We start from the raw sequence: 21,213 nt of genomic DNA, 5'->3' as shown, positions 1-21,213 counted from the left end.
TTTTTTCTTTTAATTAAGTAAGCTTATTATATATAGATATTATAAAAAATGTTATTACAATAACAGCAAAACAATAATTTTCCACAAAAAATACGCTATTATATTACAGAAGAGGAGTTAATTAAAAAATAGGTTACGATAAAAATGCGGATATTGATTATACTTCTACTTCAATTTTTTGTTCAAAGGGACAATCCTTTTTAGTCAGCGGAGATGAGGCAGAGGAGTATATGCACTGCTTAAAATAGCAGTGCATTTTGCTGCCTATTTAAGTTCTAATTTAATATTTCCAACTCCTGATGCTACTTTCAAATTAATGCTAACCTGTGATTTACCATAGGCTTCATTTGTATATTTATTCCCGTTTATGGAAAATCCATTTGAGTTTATCTTACCCACTCCATTTTGTGCTTCTACACATACTCCTATATTTTTAGGTAAATATATTGTGGCATTACCTACTCCACCTTCAATATTTGCTGTAACTGAATTTTTATAGTTACCACATAAGTTTAAATCCATTTCTCCTACACCCATTTCCACATTTAAATCTTTTATATTTAACTTATTTAAATCAAGTATACTGTTGCCTACCCCTAATATGACCTTTAGATCCATAGGTATATTATTATTTAAAGATATATTCCAATCGTTCTGTACATTGCGATCATTACTCTTAGTACCTGTAGGTTGTTGTAGCAAAAGCTTTCCCACATTACCGTTAACACTATAATTAACATTTGGTTTCCACTTAGGAACATTGTAGATAAATTCAGCTTTCATTAATTTATCTGAATCACCACTTAGATTTAATTTTCCAACACCAATATTAATTTCTGTTTTAACCCTTTCCGCTCCATTAAGATCTATTTCTTTAGTTTCATGTTTTGCTTCAGAAACAGTTATTTTATTATTTACATCAGAAGAAACAGATGAACATCCAACTGAAAGTAACATTATTGATGAAAATAATATTAATCCTATTTTTCTAATTTTCATGATAACCTCCTTGCATTATTTTACAATTTACTTAAATAGTACATAATAATTTCTGTATTGTAAATATATATTGACAAGATATAAAAAATTGTATAAAATTCTAAATAAGTTATCAATTTAAAACCGATGACAAGAAATAGTAGATAGAGGAGTTTAGTTTAAGCGAGTTTGGAGTGGTGTGAGCCAAGCACTGTAGCCTGTATTGAATGGGTCTTGGAGGTGTGATGCGAAATGATAGTAGCAGCAGCCGGTAGTCTACCGTTAAAAAGACAGGGTATCGAGTAAATCTGTACCTGTAAGAGATAGTTTTATACTTAGGTGGTATAACGAAATTTGGCATTTCGTCCTTTGTGGGTGAGGTGTTTTTTTATTTCTAAAAATACACTATAAGTATAGGCTAATTTGGGTGGCACCGCGGTCATTTCGTCCCATTATGTGGATGGAATGGCCTTTTTTGTATTCAAATAAGGTAATAACAACAAATATTAAGTAAAAAGTAGGAGGGTAAAGAATGTTAAATATGTCTGAAAAAAGCTTTAATAAATATAAGAATTCTAATAAAGCTTTTCCCATATTTCTAAAGATGAATGGAGATGAACTTACACCAATAGCAATTTATTATAGGCTAAAAGGTAAACACAAATTTTTACTTGAGAGTATATATTCAGAAAATGAAATAGGGAGATATTCATTTATTGGAGCAGAACCCTATATGACAATTAGAAGTTATGGCGAAAATATAATTTTATCTAGTGATAAGAAAAGAAGAGAAGTAAAAGGTAAATTTTTAGAATATGTACAACAATATTTAACTGTAGACTATGACTCTGCGGGACTTGACGTACCTTTCACTGGAGGTGCTATAGGATATGTTGGTTATGACATAGTAAGGCAATATGAACGACTTCCTTTTACAAAGGATGATGATTTAGAGGTACCAGAAGCATGTTTAATGTTTTACAAAAGCTTCATTTGTTATGACCATTTTAAACATGAACTTTATATAGTCTACAATGTTATGACTGATGACTATAAAGATTACTCAGATGTATTAAATGAGATAAATACACTGAAAAATTTAATTATGAGCAATGTTGAGACACATGAATTACATCAAGTGCAAACACATAAAGAACTAGAATCTAATGTTACTAAAGAAAAATTTTGTAACCTTGTAGATAAAGCTAAAGAATATATAAAAGCTGGAGATATATTTCAAGTTGTTTTATCACAAAGATTACAATTTAAAAATTCCTCACACCCTTTTGATGTATACAGAAGATTAAGAGCAAAAAATCCCTCTCCTTATCTTTTCTATATAGACTTTGATGATATGCAGATAGCGGGTTCATCACCAGAAAGTTTAGTTACTGTAAGTGGTAAAAAAGTAACTACCAACCCCATAGCAGGAACAAGGGTTAGAGGGAAAAGTGTGGATGAAGATTTAAAGTTAAAGAAAGAACTACTATGTGATGAAAAAGAAAGAGCCGAACATGTTATGCTTGTGGATTTAGGCAGAAATGACATAGGAAAAGTAAGCAAGTTTGGAACTGTAAATATTGATAAATTTATGGAAGTGGATTTTTATTCTCATGTCATGCATATAGTCTCCAAAGTATCTGGAGAGCTAATTGAAGGAATAGGGTATCTTGATGCTTTAAAGGCCTGTTTACCTGTAGGAACTGTATCCGGTGCTCCAAAAATAAGAGCTATGGAAATAATTGATGAGTTGGAAGAGACTAAAAGAGGAGTTTATGCAGGAGCCATTGGATACTTTTCTTTCAGTGGAAACATGGACACTTGTATTGGAATAAGAACTATTTTATTTAAGAAAAACTACGCATATATGCAGGCAGGAGCAGGTATTGTATATGATTCTGTTCCTGAAAATGAATATATGGAAACACTGAATAAAGCAATGGCAATGAGAGAGGTGATATAAATGATAGTCATAATAGACAATTACGATTCCTTTACATTTAACCTTTACCAATATATTGGTGAGATACATGACAATGTAAAAGTAATAAGAAATGATGAAATAGATATTGAAACTCTGAAGAATTTACAACCTCAGGGAATTATACTGTCACCAGGTCCGGGAATTCCGGAAAATGCGGGAATTTGCATCGATGTTATACGAAAACTCGGTAGTAGCATTCCCATACTAGGAATATGCCTTGGACATCAGGCTATAGGTAGTGCATATGGCGGAAAAGTTGTTAGAGCAGAAAGCATAAAGCATGGAAAAACTTCGCATATAACAGCTAAAGAAAATAAGTTGTTTAAAGGAATAGAAAGGTTAATAAGAGTCATGAGGTATCATTCACTTATAATAGATAGAAATACACTGCCAGAAGATATCAAAATCATAGCAGAAAGCATAGATGATAAGGTAATTATGGGTGTTAAGCATAGGGAGTATGAAGTATATGGACTTCAATTTCATCCTGAATCCATACTTACTGAACAAGGGAAAATTATAATAAAAAATTTTGTGGAGGGGATATGCAATGCTTCAGGAAGCAATTAAAAAAGTTGTCACTAAGGAAAGGTTAACGGAAGAAGAAGCCTATAGTGTCATGAATGAAATTATGACAGGCAATGGAACAAGTTCCCAGATAGGGGCATTTCTTATAGGCCTTAGGATGAAGGGAGAAGAAGTAGATGAGATTACTGGTTTTGCTAAAGCTATTAGAGATAATGCTTCACCTTTAAAACTAAAATCAAGCTATGTTATTGATACTTGTGGTACAGGAGGTGATGGAGGGAAAACCTTTAATATATCTACAGCGGTAGCAATAATAGCAGCTGCAGCAGGCATTAAAATAGCAAAGCATGGCAATAGAGCAGTCTCAAGTAAAAGCGGCAGTGCTGACGTACTTGAAAAGTTAGGGTTTAATATAAACTTGCAACCAGAAGAAGCTAGGCAATGTATAGATGAAAAAGGTATGGCGTTTCTTTTTGCACCTAAATATCATAGCGCTATGAAAAATGCAGCACTTCCAAGAAAAGAGCTTGGAATAAGAACTGTATTTAACTTATTAGGTCCTCTGACCAATCCGTCTTTTGTAAAAGGTCAGGTTTTAGGAGTTTATGATAAAGAACTAACCAAGCCTATAGCACAGGTACTTTTAAATTTAGGCTGTGAAAGAGCTATGGTAGTTTGTGGAGAAGATGGTTTAGATGAAATAACTACAACTACTATTACTCATGTAAGCGAATTAAAGGATGGAAAGATAGTAGATTATAGCATAAACCCTAAGGATTTTAAAATAAAATTAGCTACTTCGGATGATATAAAAGGGGGGACGCCAGAGGAGAATGCGGAGATACTATTTGATGTACTCAAAGGTAAAAAGGATTCCAAGAGAGACATAGTTCTTCTAAATAGTGCTGCTGCACTATATGTAGGGAAAGTATGCAGCAATATTGCGGAGGGAGTAAAGCTTGCAGAAAAAATTATTGACTCTGGAGCAGCCTATTCTAAGCTTAAAGAACTTGTAGATTATAGCAGAAGGTTCAATTAGTTTTACAGGGGAGGAGGAGCAAAATGATATTAGACGATATAGTTGCCTATAAAAAACTACAAGTAATAACTGAGAAGGAGCGCTGTCCTTTAGATAAGTTAATAGTAAACTGTGAATACAAAAATGTAAGGAATTTTAAAAAAGCATTAACTAAGCCCAATATATCCATTATTGCAGAGATAAAAAGAGCATCACCATCTAAAGGAATAATAAATGAAGATTTTGATTATATAAAAACAGCTAGGATTTACGAGAAGGTAAAGATTGACGCGGTATCTGTACTTACTGAGAGAAAGTTTTTTAAGGGAAAAGATGAATATATAGCAGAGGTTAAAAATATAAGCTCAAAGCCTATACTTAGAAAGGACTTTATAATAGATGAGTATCAGATGTTTCAATCAAAAGCTATAGGTGCTGATGCAATTTTATTAATAGTTTCAATTTTAGGAAACAAGATAAAGAATTTTTTGAACTTAGCCAAGGAACTTGGATTATACTGCCTTACGGAAGTTCATAATGAACAGGAGCTAGACTTAGCGTTATCTGCAGACTGCGACATTATAGGGATAAATAATAGGGACCTTAGAGACTTTACAGTTGATTTAAAAAATACAGAAAGGCTTATAAAGTATATACCTAAAAATACTATAGTTGTATCTGAAAGTGGTATAAAAATCTCTGAAGATATCGAATATTTGAAAAGCTTAGGTGTAAATGCAGTGCTTATAGGTGAAACCTTTATGAGAAATATAGACGAAATTCGCAATATTGAAAATCTTATACTGAAGTCAAAATCCTATGACTAGGCTATAGATATTGTAAGAGTGGAGGTGGATTATGACAAAGATAAAAATATGTGGTTTAACCAGAAAAGAAGACATAGCGTATGTAAATGAACTTCTTCCAGATTATGTTGGCTTTGTGTTTGCTAAAAGCAAAAGACAAGTGACTTTAGAGAAAGCCAAAGGACTTACTGATTTATTAGACAGGAGGATAAAAACAGTAGGGGTATTTGTAAATGAAGATGTTAAGAAAGTAAGAAGTATTGCGGAATATTTAAAGCTTGATATACTACAGTTTCATGGCAGTGAAGATGAGCATTATATAAAAGAATTTGGTGACTTTAGTATGTGGAAATCTCTAAGCATAGAAGCTCAAAAAAAGAATCTACTACCAGAAGATCAAAATAGCTACCAGCAAAAGTTAGATACCATAGGAAAATATGATATTGATGGTATCCTTTTAGATAGTAGTACGATAGGTGCAGCTGGAGGAACTGGGATAAGTTTCGACTGGAGCATAATTAAAAAAACTAAAGCTTGTAAGCCTTTAATTCTTGCAGGTGGTTTAAATGCAGAAAATATACAAAAGGCCATAGAAATAGCAGAGCCTTATGTGGTAGATGTTTCTAGTGGAGTAGAAGATCATGGTGTGAAGAATTTTTATAAAATAAATGAATTTATTAAGAGAGTGAGGGAATTTTAATGAATGGAAGATTTGGAAAATTTGGAGGACAATATGTACCTGAAACAATAATGAACCCTATAATAGAGCTAGAAAGGGAATATAATAAGGCCATTAATGATGAAAATTTCATAAATGAGTATAAATATTATCTCAAAGATTACGTAGGGAGAGAGAGTCCATTATATTTTGCTGAAAACCTAACAAGAAAACTTGGAGGAGCAAAGATATATTTAAAGAGGGAAGACCTAAACCATACTGGTGCACATAAAATAAACAATGCTTTAGGACAAGTATTGCTTGCTAAAAGAATGGGTAAAAAGAGAATTATAGCCGAAACTGGAGCAGGACAACATGGAGTTGCCACAGCTACAGCAGCAGCTATGTTTGGCATGGAATGTGAAATATTTATGGGGGAAGAGGATATAAGAAGACAAGCCCTTAATGTATTCAAGATGAAAATACTGGGGGCTAAAGTGAATTCAGTAACCTCAGGTACCGGCACCCTTAAGGATGCAGTAAATGAAGCTATGAGAGACTGGGTATCAAATGCAGAAAATACCTTTTATGTAATAGGATCTGTTATGGGCCCCCATCCATATCCAACTATGGTTAGAGATTTTCAAAGGATAATAGGAGATGAAGCAAGAAAACAGATCATAGAAAAAGAAGGACGTCTAGCTGATTATATAATAGCCTGCGTTGGAGGGGGGAGTAATGCCATGGGAATATTCTATCCATTTATAAATGATAATACAGTAAAGCTCATAGGCGTAGAAGCGGCTGGTCGTGGTGTTGATACAGATGAGCATGCAGCTACTATGAGTAAAGGATCTATTGGTGTAATTCATGGAATGATGACATATGTACTGCAAGACGAAGATGGTCAGATACTTCCTGCATACTCAGTATCTGCAGGATTAGATTATCCTGGTATTGGACCTGAACATGCTCAGTTAAAGGAAATGGGGAGAGCAGAATACGTACCTATAACAGACAAGGAAGCTTTAGACGCATTTACCTATGTTTCTTGTGCAGAAGGTATAATTCCAGCATTGGAAAGCTCTCATGCATTGGCTTATGCAATGAAACTAGCACCAAAGCTTAATAAAGACAATATCATCATTATAAACTTATCAGGACGAGGAGATAAAGACATAAATACTGTAGCTGATATAATGGGGGTGGAATTATAATGGAAAATAGGATAGATACTAAATTAAATTTAATAAAACAAAAGGGACAGAAAGCTGTAATAACTTTTATAACAGCAGGATATCCAACTTTAGATACAACTGTTGATTTGGTACTTGCTATGGAAGAAGCAGGTGCTGATATAATTGAGCTTGGAATACCTTATTCAGATCCACTAGCAGATGGAGTCATTATACAAGAAGCTTCCTCAACAGCACTTAAAAATGGAGCTAAGATATTCAAAATAATGGATACAGTAAAACTTATCAGAGCTAAAAGTCAGATTCCTCTTGTTTACATGGTGTATTATAATTCTATATTTAAATATGGAATGGAAAAGTTTATTAGAGAAGCTAAAGAGGTTGGGATTGATGGAATTATAATACCAGATTTACCAATAGAAGAAAGAAAAGATATTTTAGAAATAGCAGATAAATATAATATATATTTAATACCATTAGTAGCACCAACTTCAAAAGAGCGTATAAAGAATATAACTGATGGTGCTAAAGGTTTTATATATTGCGTATCAACTATGGGAGTCACAGGCGTTAGAAATAAAATAAGTACTAATATAGAAGAATATATGAAAACAGTAGCATCTTATACTGAAAAGCCTAAAGCCTTGGGTTTTGGAATATCCAATGCTAAAATGGCTGAAGAATTTAAAGGTTATTGTGATGGTATTATTATTGGAAGTGCCATTATAAAAAAAATAATGGAATCTGCAAATAAAGAGGAAGCTATTGAGAAGGTAAGGAATTTCATATATGAAATTAGTATAGTTTGCAAAGATAAATAGAGATAATGAATTTGGAGAAAATTTAACGGATTTAAGTAAAATGCTAAATTGAAATACAAGAAAATATTTACCATTCTACAAAAGTAGTGTGCAGTCTTTATAAAAGTAAGGGCACACTGCTTTTATTTTACCGTAGATAAACATATGAAATATTGACAATATGTGACTGGTAATTGTGATAATTTTAACATTTATAATGTAAATCATTACAATCAATTAAATAAAATTAAATTATTCGTAAAAAATACGAAAATACTTGTACACTTCATACATATACATGCTTTTCTACGAATGCTATTATAATAGCATAAAGCAAGGGAATTCAAATAAATAATCAATTTATAATCTAGAAAAGTGAGGTGTAAATGATAATGAATACTAACATTGTTGACAAGGTGAGTATGGATGATGTATATGAGAACGATAGAAAACACATAATTCACTCATGGTCGGTGCAATCTAAGCTCAATCCTTTAGTGGTTAATGAAGCAAAAGGGTGTTATTTTAAAGATAATAAAGGAAAAGAATATTTGGATATGGCCGCTCAGCTGGTAAACCAAAATATCGGACATCAACATCCAAAGGTTATAAAAGCTATAAAGGAACAAGTAGAAAAGCTTTGCTACGTTGTTCCAAGCTTTGCTACAGAATCCCGTAGTTCACTTGCTAAGTTATTAAGTGAGATCACTCCAAAAGGCATAAATCACTTCTTTTTTACTAACGGAGGATCTGATGCAAATGAAAATGCAATTAAGATAGCAAGAATGGCAACTGGAAAATGGAAGATTATTTCACGCTATCGTTCGTATCACGGTTCTACTTATGGAGCAATAGCAATGACAGGAGATCCTAGAAGGCCGCCAGTTGAACCTGGAATGCCTGGTGTTGTTAGAGTGTTTGATCCATATTGTTATAGATGTACTTTTGGCAAAGAACAAGGCAAGTGTAATATGGAGTGTGTGAAGCATATTGAAGAAACAATTATGTATGAAAATCCTGATACTGTAGCAGCTATAATTATAGAAGCTGTAACTGGATCTAATGGAATTTTTATTCCTCCAAAAGAATATTTTACTGAACTTAGAGCACTATGTGATAAATATAATATACTTCTTATTGTTGACGAAGTTATGAGTGGATTTGGCAGAACTGGAGAATGGTTTGGTATTGATAACTTTGAAGTGCTTCCTGATATAATGACTATGGCAAAAGGTATAAATTCTGGTTATATACCATTAGGTGCCGTAGGTTTATCTGATGAAGTTACAAAAGCTATATATGATAAAAATCTTTTCTGTGGGCTCACATATAGTGGTCATCCTGTAGCCTGTGCGGCAGCTGTTGCAACCATAAAAGCCTATAAAGAAGAGAAAGTAATTGAGAACGCAAAATTACAAGGTACTTTAATGACAGAACTTTTAGAAGAACAGATAAAGAAGCATAAATCCATAGGTAATGTGAGAAATATAGGTTTATTTGGTTGTATAGAACTTGTTAAGAATCGCAATACTAAAGAACCTATTGTTCCATGGAATGGAAGTGGAGAAGTAATGGATAAGGTGAAAAAATCATTGATGGATGATGGTATTTATATGTATATTAGATGGAACTATATCTTCATTGTACCACCTTGTATAATCAACGAAGAAGAAATGAAAAAGGCATTTATCTCAATAGATAAAGCATTAGATATTGCTGATGGCTATGTAGAATAATAATTTGCACTATACACCCATAATTAAACAAAACTGAATTTAAATTACAAATAATTTGAGATATAATCAAATATAATAGTGTATTGATTATATTTTAAAATACTGTATGTACAGCGAGGTTGAATTATGGGTGTTAGAATTGATCAGTTAATAAACTTACCTGAATTAAAGGATTTAAAGCTAGTAGGCGGGAATAAGGGAGTTTCTAAAATAGTAACATGGGTTCATGCTTTGGAAACTCCAGATCTTATAAAATACGTAAAAAATGATGATTTAATAATGCTTACAGGCATAGGAATTTTAAACAATACATTAGGTTTAATTGAAATGATAGAAGGACTTATTGAAAAAAAGGCATCAGGACTTATTGTAAATACTGGTAGATATCTTACGGAGATCCCTATTGAAGTAAAGAAACTTGCAGATAAAAATGATTTTCCAGTGTTTGAAATTCCTTGGGAAATTAGTTTAGCTGAAATAACTAGAGTTATATGTGGAGATATAATAAAAAGGCAGTTGGAGGAGATCGCCTGTCAAGACTTATTAAAGAATATTATATTTAATAACAAGATTATTTACGAAGATTTTATAGAAAAGATTTCAGCCTATGGTTACAGCTATCTGAATTTATTTAGAATAATTATTGTAAAAATGAATAAATTTGAAAAATATCTATCCTTTAAAAATATTGAAGATGAGCAAAACATAGCTCATGCCAAGAACTGCTTTCTAAGAACGGTAAACAATGCAGTTTGGGACCCTAGGTATAGAGCAGTAAGCTTTTTACAAAATGACTCTATTGTTTTGCTTATAATTAATGAAAAAGATAAGTTTACTAACTTAAAGAATCTTTTACAGACCATTAGAGAAAGCATTAAAAATGGTTTTCCTGATGTCGGTATAAGTATAGGAATTGGTAATGCTTATACGGAGCTTTCAGGAATAAAAAAGAGCTATATAGAAGCAGAGAAAGCTTTAAAAGCAATAAAGGCAGAAGAACATATGGGTGAAACCATGTACTATTCAAATATAGGAGCATATAAGCTGCTTACTGAAATAGAAAATGTAAGCAGTTTAAAGGAGTATTACGACGCTACAATTGGAAGATTAGAACAATATGATGCACAAAATGGTACAGATTTCACCAAAATATTTTATATATTCCTTCAAGAAAATGGGCATTACGTACAAACAGCACAAAGGCTTTATATGCATAGGAATACATTGATATATAAAATCAATAAAATACAAGAAATATTGAAACAGGATCTAACAGATGTAAAGGTAAGAGTAGAATTTTATCTTGGATATCTGATAAAACAGATGAATGACTTTTAATATTAAAATAATTATATTGTTGCGTAAGCAAATTTAGGGGGGTTACTATGAGCGAAGTAAAAAAATTAGGGTTTTTTGTTAATGGAAAATTTCATGAATCAAGAACAGATAAATATATGAATGTATTTAATCCAAGTACAGGAGAAGTATTAGCACAAGCACCTTGCTGCACAGAAGAGGATGTTAACTGTGCAATAAAAGCAGCAAGCGACGCATTTTCTTCCTGGTCTCAACAACCTGTAATGAAAAGAGTACAAGTATTATATAAATTTAGAGAGCTTATAGATGAGCATGCTGAAGAGCTCACTAGGATGGTAGCAACAGAACACGGAAAAGTGTTGGAAGAATCAAGAGGAGACATAATGAAAATTAAGGAGTGTGTAGAATTTGCATGTGGTGCTCCTACATTAATGATGGGGGAATCACTTATGGATACCTCTACAGGATACGATACTGTTCTATATCGTGAACCTTTAGGAGTTTTTGCAGGTATAGCTCCATTTAATTTTCCAGGTATGGTACCAATGGGATGGATGGCCCCTCTTTGTATAGCAGCAGGTAATACTATTGTTATAAAAGCATCCTCAATGACACCTATGACTGCTTTAAGATGTGCAGAACTTTGGAAGGAAGCTGGTCTTCCAGATGGCGTTTTAAATATAGTTACCTGCAGCAGAAAAGAAGCTGAGATATTCTTAAAACATCCTGATATAAAGGGTATAACCTTTGTTGGATCAACTTCTGTTGGCTTGCATATATATGCAACAGCAGCAGCTAATGGTAAGAGAGTGCAAGCGTTATGTGAAGCAAAAAATCATGGACTTGTGTTAGAAGATGCAGCATTAGAAAGAACAGCTCGCGGTATTATAAACTCTTCTTTTGGATGTGCAGGAGAAAGATGTATGGCTCTTCCAGTGGTAGTAGCTCATGAAAGTATAGCAGATAAGCTAGTAGAACTTATTGTACAATATGCAAAGGAACTTAAAGTAGGTCCTGCATATGATGAAAAATCTCAACTTGGTCCTGTAGTAACAGAAGAACACAGAAGCTTTGTGTTAAAGTGGATAGAAAAAGGATTAGAGCAAGGAGCAAAACTTGTATTAGATGGTCGTAAAACTAACGTAGAAGGATATGAAAAAGGCTTTTATCTTGGACCTACAATACTTGATCATGTAACTCCAGAGATGACAGTAGGAGATAGTGAGATATTTGGGCCAGTATTATGTATAAAGAGAGTTAAGAATTTTGAAGAAGGACTAAAAGTCATGAATAACAATCCATTTGCAAATGGGTCAGTAGTGTTTACGCAAAGTGGATACTATAGTCGCGAATTTGCTAGGAGAACCCATGGCGGCATGGTAGGAATAAATGTAGGAATTCCAGTTCCAGTAACAATGTTTCCATTTACAGGTCATAAAAATTCCTTTATTGGTGATTTGCATTGTTTAGGTAAAGATGGAATAAGATTTTATACAGAAACTAAGGCAGTAACTACTAGATGGTTTGATGAAGATGAGATGAAGAATACTAAGGTAGATTCCTGGGATGGGTCACTAGGAGGAAAATAAAGTTATATATTAAAAGAAACTTCGATAAAATAATTTTATCGAAGTTTTTCCTGTGTTTCAAAATTACTATTTATTCAATGAGGGCATAGAGTAAATGATATCACCTAAAAGTTCTGCCTCTTTCATATCATGAGTTACAAGTATAACAGTTCGTTTATCCTCTTTATGAAGCTTTAAGAATTCATCTATTATTTCCATTTTTAACTTATCATCTAGTCCTTTAAAGGGTTCATCCATTAAGAGCAATCTACTTTTATAAGCAAAAGCCCTAGCTATAGCAACCCTTCTTTTCATACCTCCGCTTAATTTGCTTGGAAGTTTATGTTTATATTCAGATAGCTTAACCATGTTTAAATATTTATTTATTATAGTATTCATATCTTCTTTATTCATTGTAGATTTCAATACAAAGGCTATATTTTCATAAACTGTAAGATGAGGAAGGAGTCTGTCCTCTTGAAATATGTACGATATGCTATTATTAGGTGAAATTATTTGCCCGTTATAGTCTTTTTCAATACCACCTATAATGTTTAAGAGTGTAGTTTTTCCGCAGCCGGAAGGACCTGTAATAACAGTAATTTTATTTTTTATAAAATTCATACTGAAGTTGTATAGAACTTTACGATTTTCATAGGATTTACATAAGTCTTTTATTTGCACTTCGTAGTTATTTAATAGTTTCATAAATACCATCCTCGATTAACTGAAGTTATTTTTCTTTTTAGGCATATGAAAAGAAATAAGAGACCAAATATGCGAGAATACTGGTCTATTATTTATTTGATTATGCCTTAATATAGAGTTTAAATATATATTCAAAGATAAAACTTAATAAGACGACCACAATAGTCCATGCAAAGAGTTCCGCTGTTTCTAAAGTTGATTTAGCATTTAGTAGATTCAAACCTATAGAATATTTTGGAGTGCTTAAAACTTCAGAAGTCACGGAAACTTTCCATCCAAGACCTAAACACATCAATATTCCAGAAATGATATAATGGCTTATTGAAGGCAAATAAATGTCTTTTATTATATATTTATTCTTTACTTTATATACATTAGCCATTTGAACCAATTGTACATCTACAGATTTTATTCCATGAAGCACATTAGTATATATTATTGGAAAGCACATTAGTATAGTAGTAAATATAGCTACATAGGAAGACTTAAACCAAACTAAAGCTAAAATTATTATGGACATAACGGGAGTAGATTTTATACATACAATTAATGGTTCTAATAATTCTTCTATAAATTTATTAACTCCTGCAATAACCCCTGTTAACACTCCTACGCCTATTGATAGAAAAAGCCCTAATATAACTCTAAATACACTGCTGAAAACACTTTTCCAGAAATAACTTTTCCCAATAAGCACTATTAAGATCTTTAAAACTTCAATGGGGGAGGGAAGTAGGATTGGTTTATTAATAAAAAGGGAGCAAAGCTCCCAAATTAACACCCAAAACATTAATATTCCTATTTTTCTAGTTTCCTTTGTAATAGAAATTTTCATCTGGTAGTTTTCCTCCAATGGATTTTGGATCATTTTGTTCTAAAACTTTGTAGAATTTATCCAAGGAATCTTTGCCATCTTTTGCGCTTATAAATACTATATTACACTTTGGAATAGCCATTTCTGCAATTTTAGCATTTGGAAGTATACTATTCTTTTCTATAAGCTTTGATGCATCTTCTTTATTTTTATTTACAAAATCTACAGATTCTTTATATTTAGCTAAGAATTCTTCTGCATCTTTTCCCCTTTTTTCTAAGAAGTCTTTTCTAAATACTAAGGTTCCCATTACTAGCTTGCTATTGCCTTCTGATACTTTTTCCCATTCTTTAGTTAAGTCTATAGCTACTTGCAAGTCTTTGTCCTTCATTTTTGTCGTAGTTACAAAAGGTTCTGGTAAAACAGCTATTTTGACTTCCTTTGAAGCTACTGCTGCAGCTAGATCACTATGCTGCATTTTGTATTCAATTTTAACATCTTTATCTGGTTCCAGTCCGTTTTTCTTTAATATGTAGTTAAGTACAAACTCTGGAGTAGAACCTTTTCCGCTGGAATAAATAGTTTTTCCCTTTAAATCCTTTATATCTTTTATTGTATTACCATTTTCAACAATGTATAGAATTCCTAAGGTGTTTATACCTGCTAATTGAATTCCACCTTTTGTTTTATTATATAAAACCGGTGCAAGATTAGATGGCACTGCAGCACCGTCTAACTCACCGTTTACAATCTTAGATACTAATTGGTCTGGAGAATCAAACAAGGTAATATCATAAGCATCCTTGTTTTCCTCCATAAGTTTAACTATACCCATACCTGTAGGGCCTTTTAGTGCAGCTATTTTAACTTTTTCTTTTTTAGTTTCCTTAGAAGCTTGTCCAGTGGTGCTGGAGTCTTTTGAGCAGCCTATTGCAAACAATGTTGAAGTCACAAGCATGAATGCCATAAGCAATGTTCCTATTCTTTTTTTCATAATATCCCTCCTGTCTTATAGGCTTTAATATTTACAAAAGCCTTATAGACTTTATGTTTTGCTCCAAATATAATTATATAACAAATTACCATTAGTATCTATATATTGTAAAATTTTTATCCGGTGATTACCAGCTCTAATACTCCCATCTTATTATATAAGTACAAAACTTATATAATTATATTAAGTTTTCAAATGATTTTAAGGTCCATAATGTAGGAAAATGAAGTTAAAGACATTTAATTCCAAAATTTTAGGATATGATTTGAGTTAAATTATGTATATAATATATTATGTTGGTTAAATAAACTAGAGAATTTTATCTTTGGTTTATTCATAAAAAAACAAAGGAGATTTAGAAGATGAGGTGTAAGACATTTATAAGTAAATTGTTATTTGTGTTTTTTGTTGCATCTATAATCACAGCTGTACCTGCAGGAAAGGCTCATGCTGATGCTTATAAGGTTGTAACGTTAGGAGCAGATTTAACAAAACAACAAAAGGAAGACATGCTAAAGTATTTTGGTGTTACTAAGGAAGAAGCTAATATATTAGAAGTTAATAGAGATGAGGAAGTTAAGTACCTTGGTGGTGTAGCTTCTGAAAAACAGATAGGAACAAAGTCTATATCCTGTTCTTATGTAGAACCTACTACAAAAGGCGGATTGAAGGTATCTACAAATAATATATATTGGGTTAATGAAAATATGATAAAAAATGCTCTGATTACTGCAGGTATAGAGAACGCCAATGTTAAAGCGTCAGCTCCATTTAATGTATCTGGTACTGCAGCACTTACAGGAATATTGAAAGGATTCGAAAACAGTACTGGTGGTAAAAAGATTGATGAAAACAAAAAGAAAGTTGCTAATGAAGAAATTGTTACTACTGGTAATTTAGGTGAGAAAATTGGACAGGATAAAGCAGCCAGTTTAATAAATGAAGTCAAAAAAGAGGTTATTAAAGAGAAGCCTAAAAATGAAAAAGAAATAGAAAAAATAGTGTTAAATGTAACTAACAATTATAACATTAATTTAAGCAGCGATGATATTAAGAATATAACTTCTTTAATGAGTAAGATAAATGGTTTAAATTTGGACTTTAAACAGATGAAAAATCAGTTAAATGATGTAACAAATCAACTAAAACAAAACTTAAATAGTGATCAGGCTAAGGGTTTCTTTAGTAATCTATTTGATGGAATCAAGAACTTTTTCTCAAAGCTTTTTTCCTAGATTATAGTGAAAATACTAAAGAATATATAAGTAACATATAATACAAAGGAGTGCGCAAATAATTTAAAAGTATATAAAGAGCTTCTTAGTTATATAAAGTAAAGCCTATATCGTATCTTACATGGTAATTTAAGATACGATATAGGCTAATCTTATTTTCATCCTTCAATTCTTCTATACTACCTAACTGAACAATTAAATCTTACTTACCTTCTTTTAATTTACTAATTTCTTCATAGAATTGCTTTATTTTATCTTTTAGAGCAGCTACTATACTCATCAGGAATGGACAACCCCTCTTTCTCGTCATCCCATGCTAATGAGCTCATTTTCCATCCATTTGGTGTTTTAATAAATTGTATAGTTTTCATTCCTTTAGTTTCAAATGTTGCACCTGACAATACTCCCGATTTTTTATAGAGACTGAAACGGTGAGCAATATTGCCAAATATTTCAGTTTTTTCGAACAATTCTTCTTCCTTGAAGTCAATCAGCACTCCCTCATTTAGCATCTTCTCACGAGGCTCAATAAACTGCTGAAGGTTGTAAATTTCAGGGGTGGAATCAGTATTCTTAATAATTACCCCTTCAGGTATAAACAGTTGGTTTATAGCACTTAAATCTACTTTACATCCTTCTTTAACAGAAAATAAGCCAAAAAAAGTGTGTATTAATTCATCTAGAATCGATTTTGTTTCTGATGTCCATTGATTTTCTTCTACGATTTTTATTTTTGATTTCATATATTATTTTCTCCTTTTCAATTTCTAGTATGGTCATAACTCTACTAAGTGTTTAATTTTGTATACCTCTTTATATATTATTTATTTTTCTGATTTCCTAATATCTTACCATTCAATATTATACTAAATTATAACATATACAGTCTTAAGAGAGTAACCTATTTTCCTGTATCGACGTAAAATAAAACACTGCAAACTTTTATTGCTTGCAACGCTTTAAAAGAATAATACGCTACTCAATATAGTAGTAATTTTAAAACTATGAATTGATGGTTTTTAAAAAACTTTATAAATTTTTAAAAAATAGTGAAAAAGGTATTTAAAAAATTTTTAAATATGGTATAATAAACTTAAAGTTGGTAACGTTACCAGAAACGTTACCGAAAACGTTGCCGAAAATACTAATCATAAAATATAAAGGTACAAGCAATTGAAAATACTATTAAAGATAGCTTTTACAAGTTTTATTTTATAGAATTTAAGTAAACGTTGTAAAAATATTTTTAGAGGAGAGTTATTAATGAGCGATTTTACCATAAAAGATATATCACGAATTGCAGGTGTTGGAGTAAGCACTGTATCAAGGGTTCTAAATAATCATCCAGACGTTAAGCCAGAAACAAGGCAAAAAGTATTAAGCGTTATAGAGGAGTTTAATTACATACCTAACAATAGTGCAAGAAATCTAAAAAGAAATACTTCAAATAATATTGGTGTTTTAATTAAAGGTATTCATAATCCATTTTTCTCCGGTATGATAAAGTCCATAGAAGAAAAAATAGATGATAAAGGATATTCTATGTTTCTTCACTACAATGAAACTAATCCTAATGATTTTGATGCAGCTGTTGAACTTATTAAAGAGAAAAAACTAAAAGGATTAATATGTCTTGGAGGTGACTTTGATAATTTAGATAAAGAACAGATAGAAAATTTAGATACGCCATTAGTTCTCACATCAACAAGTATTATTGAAAATTTAGATAAAGGCTTTTTTTCAAGTGTAATAATAGAAAATGAAAAGGCAGCATATAATGCAGTAGACTATATATGTAAATTAGGTCACAAAAAAATTGGAATTATAACTACTGGAGAACAGGATAGAAGTATTGGAAAATTAAGATTTGAGGGCTATAAGAAGGCACTTTTAAAAAATAATATTGAATATAATTCAAGCCTCATGGAAATAGGGCACTATACTTTTGAATCTGGATTTGAGGCAATGAACAGATTGCTGGATAAAAACTTGGATATTACAGCATTATTCGTAACTACTGACGTTATGGCTATAGGGGCTTCAAAGGCAATATTAAGCAAAGGACTTAAAATTCCAGAAGATATTTCTGTAATGGGTTTTGATGGAATAGATTATGCTCAGTTCTTCCATCCATCGCTGACTACTGTTAGGCAGCCAGTAGAAGAGATGGGAGAAAAAAGTGTAGACATTTTATTTCACTTAATTAAAAATAAGAAAAAACATCAGCATATAGTGCTAGAAACAGAATTATTAGAAAGAGAATCTTGTAAAAAAATCGATTAGGGAGGAAGGTCATGGCTAAAGTATTTTTAAAGAAGGTTGAAAAAGTTTATGAAAATGGATTCAAAGCTGTTCATGGAGTTGATTTGGAAATAAATGATGGAGAATTTATGGTTTTTGTAGGACCATCAGGCTGTGCTAAATCTACTACTTTAAGAATGATAGCAGGTCTTGAAGAAATTTCAGGAGGAGAAGTCTACATAGGAGACAAGCTAGTAAATAATATTCCACCTAAAGATAGAGGGATTGCAATGGTTTTTCAAAACTATGCATTGTACCCACATATGACAGTTTATGAAAATATGGCTTTTTCATTAAAAATAAAGAAAACACCAAAGAATGTTATTGATGAAAAGGTTAAAGAAGCGGCAAAAATATTAGATTTGGAGACTGTGTTAAATAGAAAACCTAAAGAACTGTCAGGAGGACAAAGACAAAGGGTAGCAGTTGGACGGGCTATAGTTCGTGATCCAGATGTGTTTCTCTTTGACGAACCACTATCAAATCTTGATGCAAAACTAAGGGTTCATATGAGAGTAGAAATTTCTAAGCTTCATAAAAGATTAAAGTCAACTATGATATATGTTACCCACGACCAGGTAGAGGCAATGACAATGGGTGATAGAATATGTGTAATGAATCTTGGTAAGATTATGCAGGTAGACACTCCTCTTAATTTATATAGCTATCCTGCGAATAAGTTTGTAGCTGGATTTATTGGTTCTCCTGCAATGAACTTTTTAGAGGGAGAATTAATTGATAAAAATACATATGTAGCTGTAAAAATAGGCGATACAGAATTAGCATTACCACAAAACAAAGGTGATAAAGTAAAGAAATACTTAGGAAAAAAGATTTGGTTCGGTATTAGACCAGAACATATTGGATTAAGAGAATGTAACACTTCTGCTGCAGTGAATGGAGTAATTGATGTTGTGGAGCATATGGGAAACGAATCTTTTGTATACTTTAATTTTGCTGGAAGCCAATTTGTTGCAAAAGTAGATATATGTGATTCAAAGGACTTAGAATTTGGAGAAAACAAAAAGTTTATGCTTTACATGGAGAATTGCCACATATTCAACTTTGAAAGTGAAGAAAATATATCTTTATAACTAAGAGCTTAATTTTAAATCACTATTAAAAAGGTAACCATACTGCCAAATTTATAAGGCAGTTTAATAAAAGTTCAAAATTAGGGGGGAAAATTATATGAAGAATATCAAAAAGGTTATGGCATTAGCTATTACTTCAATGATGCTTGCATCATCACTAGGATTAGCTGGATGCTCATCAAAATCTGAAAGTGCATCTGGTGGAAAAGATGCTGTAACACTAAACATATTCCAATTTAAAGTTGAGATGGCTAAAGAATTGGAAGAAGCTGCAAAAGCATACTCCGCAGATCACCCAAATGTTAAAATCAATATTGAAACCGTTGGTGGTGGAGCGGATTATGGTGCTGCACTTAGAGCCAAAATTCAGTCTGGTGCAGAACCAAATATATTTAATATAGGTGGACCTCAAGACGTTAAAGATTGGCAATCAAGACTTGTAGACTTATCAGGCGAACCATGGGTAAAACAAGCTGTTGATGGAGTGTTGCCAGGAGTAACTGTAGACAATAAAGTTTATGGAATGCCATTTGCAGTTGAAGGTTATGGATTTGTATACAATAAAGGCATTTTCGAAGCTGCAGGAATAGATGCTAAAAATATTAAAGACTATGCAAGCTTAGAGGCTGCAGTAAAAACTCTTGATGCTAAGATAAAATCAGGAGAGTTAAAGAGCAAATACCCAAAATTAGAAGCAGTATTTGAACTTCCAGCTAAAGAAGATTGGGTAACTGGATTACATGCGTCAAATGCAGCACTAGGACAAGAATTTAAGAGCGGTTTAGAAGCCTTTAATGCTAAAAAAGTTGATTTTAAATATGGAGATGGATTAAAAGCATTAATAGACTTACAAGCTAACTATTCACCAAGCAAAGACTCAAAAGGAAAATTAAATGCAGTTGATTATGCAACTCAAGTTGGTCAAGGTATTGCAATTGAACGTGTTGCTATTGTTCAACAAGGAAACTGGATTTTTAATGATGTTAAAAAAGTAGATGAAAAAGTTGCAAATAACTTAGACATATTGCCAATGCCAATTAAAGGTGGAAAAGAAGATACAATTCCAGTAGGAGTTCCAATGTATTGGGCAGTTAACAATAAAGGTTCAGAGTCGCAACAAAAAGCTGCTAAAGAATTTTTAAACTGGTTATATACTTCTGATAAAGGTAAAGATTTTGTTGTTAATAAATTCTTCTTTATACCTGCATTAAAGGGATATGAAAAATTCCAACCTAAGGATGCTCTTGGTGCTGCAGTTAACAGATATGTTCAAGCAGGAAAGACATCACCATGGGTATTCATGGGATATCCAACTGGATGGGGTCAGAAGGTTCTTGGACTAGAAATTCAAAAGTATTTATCTGGTGAAGAAAAGTGGGAAGATCTTGTAAAGAATTCTCAAGCTAAGTGGACAGAAATGAGAAAATAATAATTAACTATGGGGAGAGATTTTTTCTCTCCTCAAATTATATAAAAAC

19 protein-coding genes and 1 other annotated feature are annotated in these 21,213 nt (G+C 32.1%); of the genes, 14 read left to right on the top strand and 5 right to left on the bottom strand.

Annotated elements, in window-relative coordinates; translation table 11 throughout:
- Positions 1 to 264: 264 nt before the first annotated feature.
- Positions 265 to 999, bottom strand: a complete 735-nt coding sequence (locus ACZ5N4_RS18795) for a toast rack family protein (protein ID WP_464204043.1) — start codon at positions 997 to 999, stop codon at positions 265 to 267.
- A gap of 117 nt (positions 1,000 to 1,116) precedes the next feature.
- Positions 1,117 to 1,433: a binding site (T-box leader), on the top strand.
- A 77-nt stretch (positions 1,434 to 1,510) separates the two neighbouring features.
- Here ACZ5N4_RS18795 and trpE point away from each other — a divergent pair.
- The 10 genes from trpE (at position 1,511) to ACZ5N4_RS18745 (ending at position 12,610) form a co-directional block, all read left to right on the top strand.
- Positions 1,511 to 2,941: an anthranilate synthase component I gene (gene trpE, locus ACZ5N4_RS18790; RefSeq protein ID WP_464204042.1), complete on the top strand. Its 1,431-nt coding sequence runs from the start codon at positions 1,511 to 1,513 to the stop codon at positions 2,939 to 2,941.
- Positions 2,942 to 3,532 carry an anthranilate synthase component II gene (locus tag ACZ5N4_RS18785; protein ID WP_178909839.1) on the top strand — a complete coding sequence of 197 codons (591 nt, stop codon included), beginning with the start codon at positions 2,942 to 2,944 and terminating at the stop codon, positions 3,530 to 3,532.
- Entirely contained in the window at positions 3,513 to 4,529 is a 1,017-nt protein-coding gene (gene trpD, locus ACZ5N4_RS18780) for an anthranilate phosphoribosyltransferase (protein ID WP_464204041.1), read from the top strand. Before ACZ5N4_RS18785 ends, trpD begins: the two co-directional genes overlap by 20 nt.
- A gap of 23 nt (positions 4,530 to 4,552) precedes the next feature.
- A complete protein-coding gene (gene trpC / locus ACZ5N4_RS18775; RefSeq protein WP_464204040.1) occupies positions 4,553 to 5,335 on the top strand; it encodes an indole-3-glycerol phosphate synthase TrpC in 783 nt (260 codons plus the stop codon).
- A gap of 31 nt (positions 5,336 to 5,366) precedes the next feature.
- Positions 5,367 to 6,014 (top strand): phosphoribosylanthranilate isomerase, encoded by a 648-nt coding sequence (locus ACZ5N4_RS18770; RefSeq protein ID WP_464204039.1) that lies wholly within the window; start codon positions 5,367 to 5,369, stop codon positions 6,012 to 6,014.
- On the top strand, positions 6,014 to 7,189 hold the full coding sequence (gene trpB, locus ACZ5N4_RS18765; protein WP_464204037.1) for a tryptophan synthase subunit beta: 1,176 nt from the start codon (positions 6,014 to 6,016) through the stop codon (positions 7,187 to 7,189). The genes ACZ5N4_RS18770 and trpB overlap by 1 nt, the downstream gene beginning before the upstream one ends.
- Positions 7,189 to 7,989 (top strand): tryptophan synthase subunit alpha, encoded by an 801-nt coding sequence (gene trpA, locus ACZ5N4_RS18760; RefSeq protein ID WP_464204035.1) that lies wholly within the window; start codon positions 7,189 to 7,191, stop codon positions 7,987 to 7,989. The genes trpB and trpA overlap by 1 nt, the downstream gene beginning before the upstream one ends.
- 371 nt (positions 7,990 to 8,360) lie before the next feature.
- Positions 8,361 to 9,704, top strand: coding sequence for an aminotransferase class III-fold pyridoxal phosphate-dependent enzyme (locus tag ACZ5N4_RS18755; RefSeq protein WP_464204033.1), 1,344 nt, complete (start codon positions 8,361 to 8,363; stop codon positions 9,702 to 9,704).
- 126 nt (positions 9,705 to 9,830) lie between these two features.
- Positions 9,831 to 11,042, top strand: a complete 1,212-nt coding sequence (locus tag ACZ5N4_RS18750; RefSeq protein ID WP_464204031.1) for a PucR family transcriptional regulator — start codon at positions 9,831 to 9,833, stop codon at positions 11,040 to 11,042.
- Positions 11,043 to 11,089: 47 nt separating this feature from the next.
- Positions 11,090 to 12,610: a CoA-acylating methylmalonate-semialdehyde dehydrogenase gene (locus ACZ5N4_RS18745; protein ID WP_464204030.1), complete on the top strand. Its 1,521-nt coding sequence runs from the start codon at positions 11,090 to 11,092 to the stop codon at positions 12,608 to 12,610.
- 66 nt (positions 12,611 to 12,676) lie between these two features.
- Here the strand turns inward: ACZ5N4_RS18745 and ACZ5N4_RS18740 are convergent, their stop codons facing one another.
- The 3 genes from ACZ5N4_RS18740 to ACZ5N4_RS18730 form a co-directional block, all read right to left on the bottom strand.
- Complete coding sequence (locus ACZ5N4_RS18740) at positions 12,677 to 13,297, bottom strand: ABC transporter ATP-binding protein (RefSeq protein WP_464204029.1); 621 nt, start codon at positions 13,295 to 13,297, stop codon at positions 12,677 to 12,679.
- Positions 13,298 to 13,397: 100 nt separating this feature from the next.
- Complete coding sequence (locus tag ACZ5N4_RS18735) at positions 13,398 to 14,132, bottom strand: ABC transporter permease (protein ID WP_464204028.1); 735 nt, start codon at positions 14,130 to 14,132, stop codon at positions 13,398 to 13,400.
- Positions 14,104 to 15,105: an ABC transporter substrate-binding protein gene (locus ACZ5N4_RS18730; RefSeq protein WP_464204027.1), complete on the bottom strand. Its 1,002-nt coding sequence runs from the start codon at positions 15,103 to 15,105 to the stop codon at positions 14,104 to 14,106. Before ACZ5N4_RS18730 ends, ACZ5N4_RS18735 begins: the two co-directional genes overlap by 29 nt.
- 362 nt (positions 15,106 to 15,467) lie before the next feature.
- Here ACZ5N4_RS18730 and ACZ5N4_RS18725 point away from each other — a divergent pair, with 362 nt between their 5' ends.
- Positions 15,468 to 16,340, top strand: coding sequence for a DUF1002 domain-containing protein (locus tag ACZ5N4_RS18725; RefSeq protein ID WP_464204026.1), 873 nt, complete (start codon positions 15,468 to 15,470; stop codon positions 16,338 to 16,340).
- 251 nt (positions 16,341 to 16,591) lie between these two features.
- Here ACZ5N4_RS18725 and ACZ5N4_RS18720 read toward each other — a convergent pair whose 3' ends face one another.
- Positions 16,592 to 17,083 (bottom strand): hypothetical protein, encoded by a 492-nt coding sequence (locus tag ACZ5N4_RS18720; protein ID WP_464204025.1) that lies wholly within the window; start codon positions 17,081 to 17,083, stop codon positions 16,592 to 16,594.
- Between the two features lie 520 nt (positions 17,084 to 17,603).
- On the opposite strand from ACZ5N4_RS18720, the gene ACZ5N4_RS18715 reads away from it, so the two are divergent.
- From ACZ5N4_RS18715 to ACZ5N4_RS18705, 3 genes are all read left to right on the top strand, one after another.
- The gene (locus ACZ5N4_RS18715) at positions 17,604 to 18,623 is read left to right on the top strand and encodes a LacI family DNA-binding transcriptional regulator (protein ID WP_464204024.1); all 1,020 of its coding nucleotides are present in this window, start codon (positions 17,604 to 17,606) and stop codon (positions 18,621 to 18,623) included.
- Positions 18,624 to 18,634: 11 nt separating this feature from the next.
- The gene (locus ACZ5N4_RS18710) at positions 18,635 to 19,735 is read left to right on the top strand and encodes an ABC transporter ATP-binding protein (RefSeq protein ID WP_464204023.1); all 1,101 of its coding nucleotides are present in this window, start codon (positions 18,635 to 18,637) and stop codon (positions 19,733 to 19,735) included.
- Between the two features lie 97 nt (positions 19,736 to 19,832).
- A complete protein-coding gene (locus tag ACZ5N4_RS18705; protein ID WP_464204022.1) occupies positions 19,833 to 21,164 on the top strand; it encodes an ABC transporter substrate-binding protein in 1,332 nt (443 codons plus the stop codon).
- Positions 21,165 to 21,213 lie beyond the last annotated feature (49 nt).

The sequence above is a fragment of the Clostridium nitrophenolicum genome, from assembly GCF_055391695.1.
This window is presented reverse-complemented; position numbering and strand designations above follow the sequence as displayed.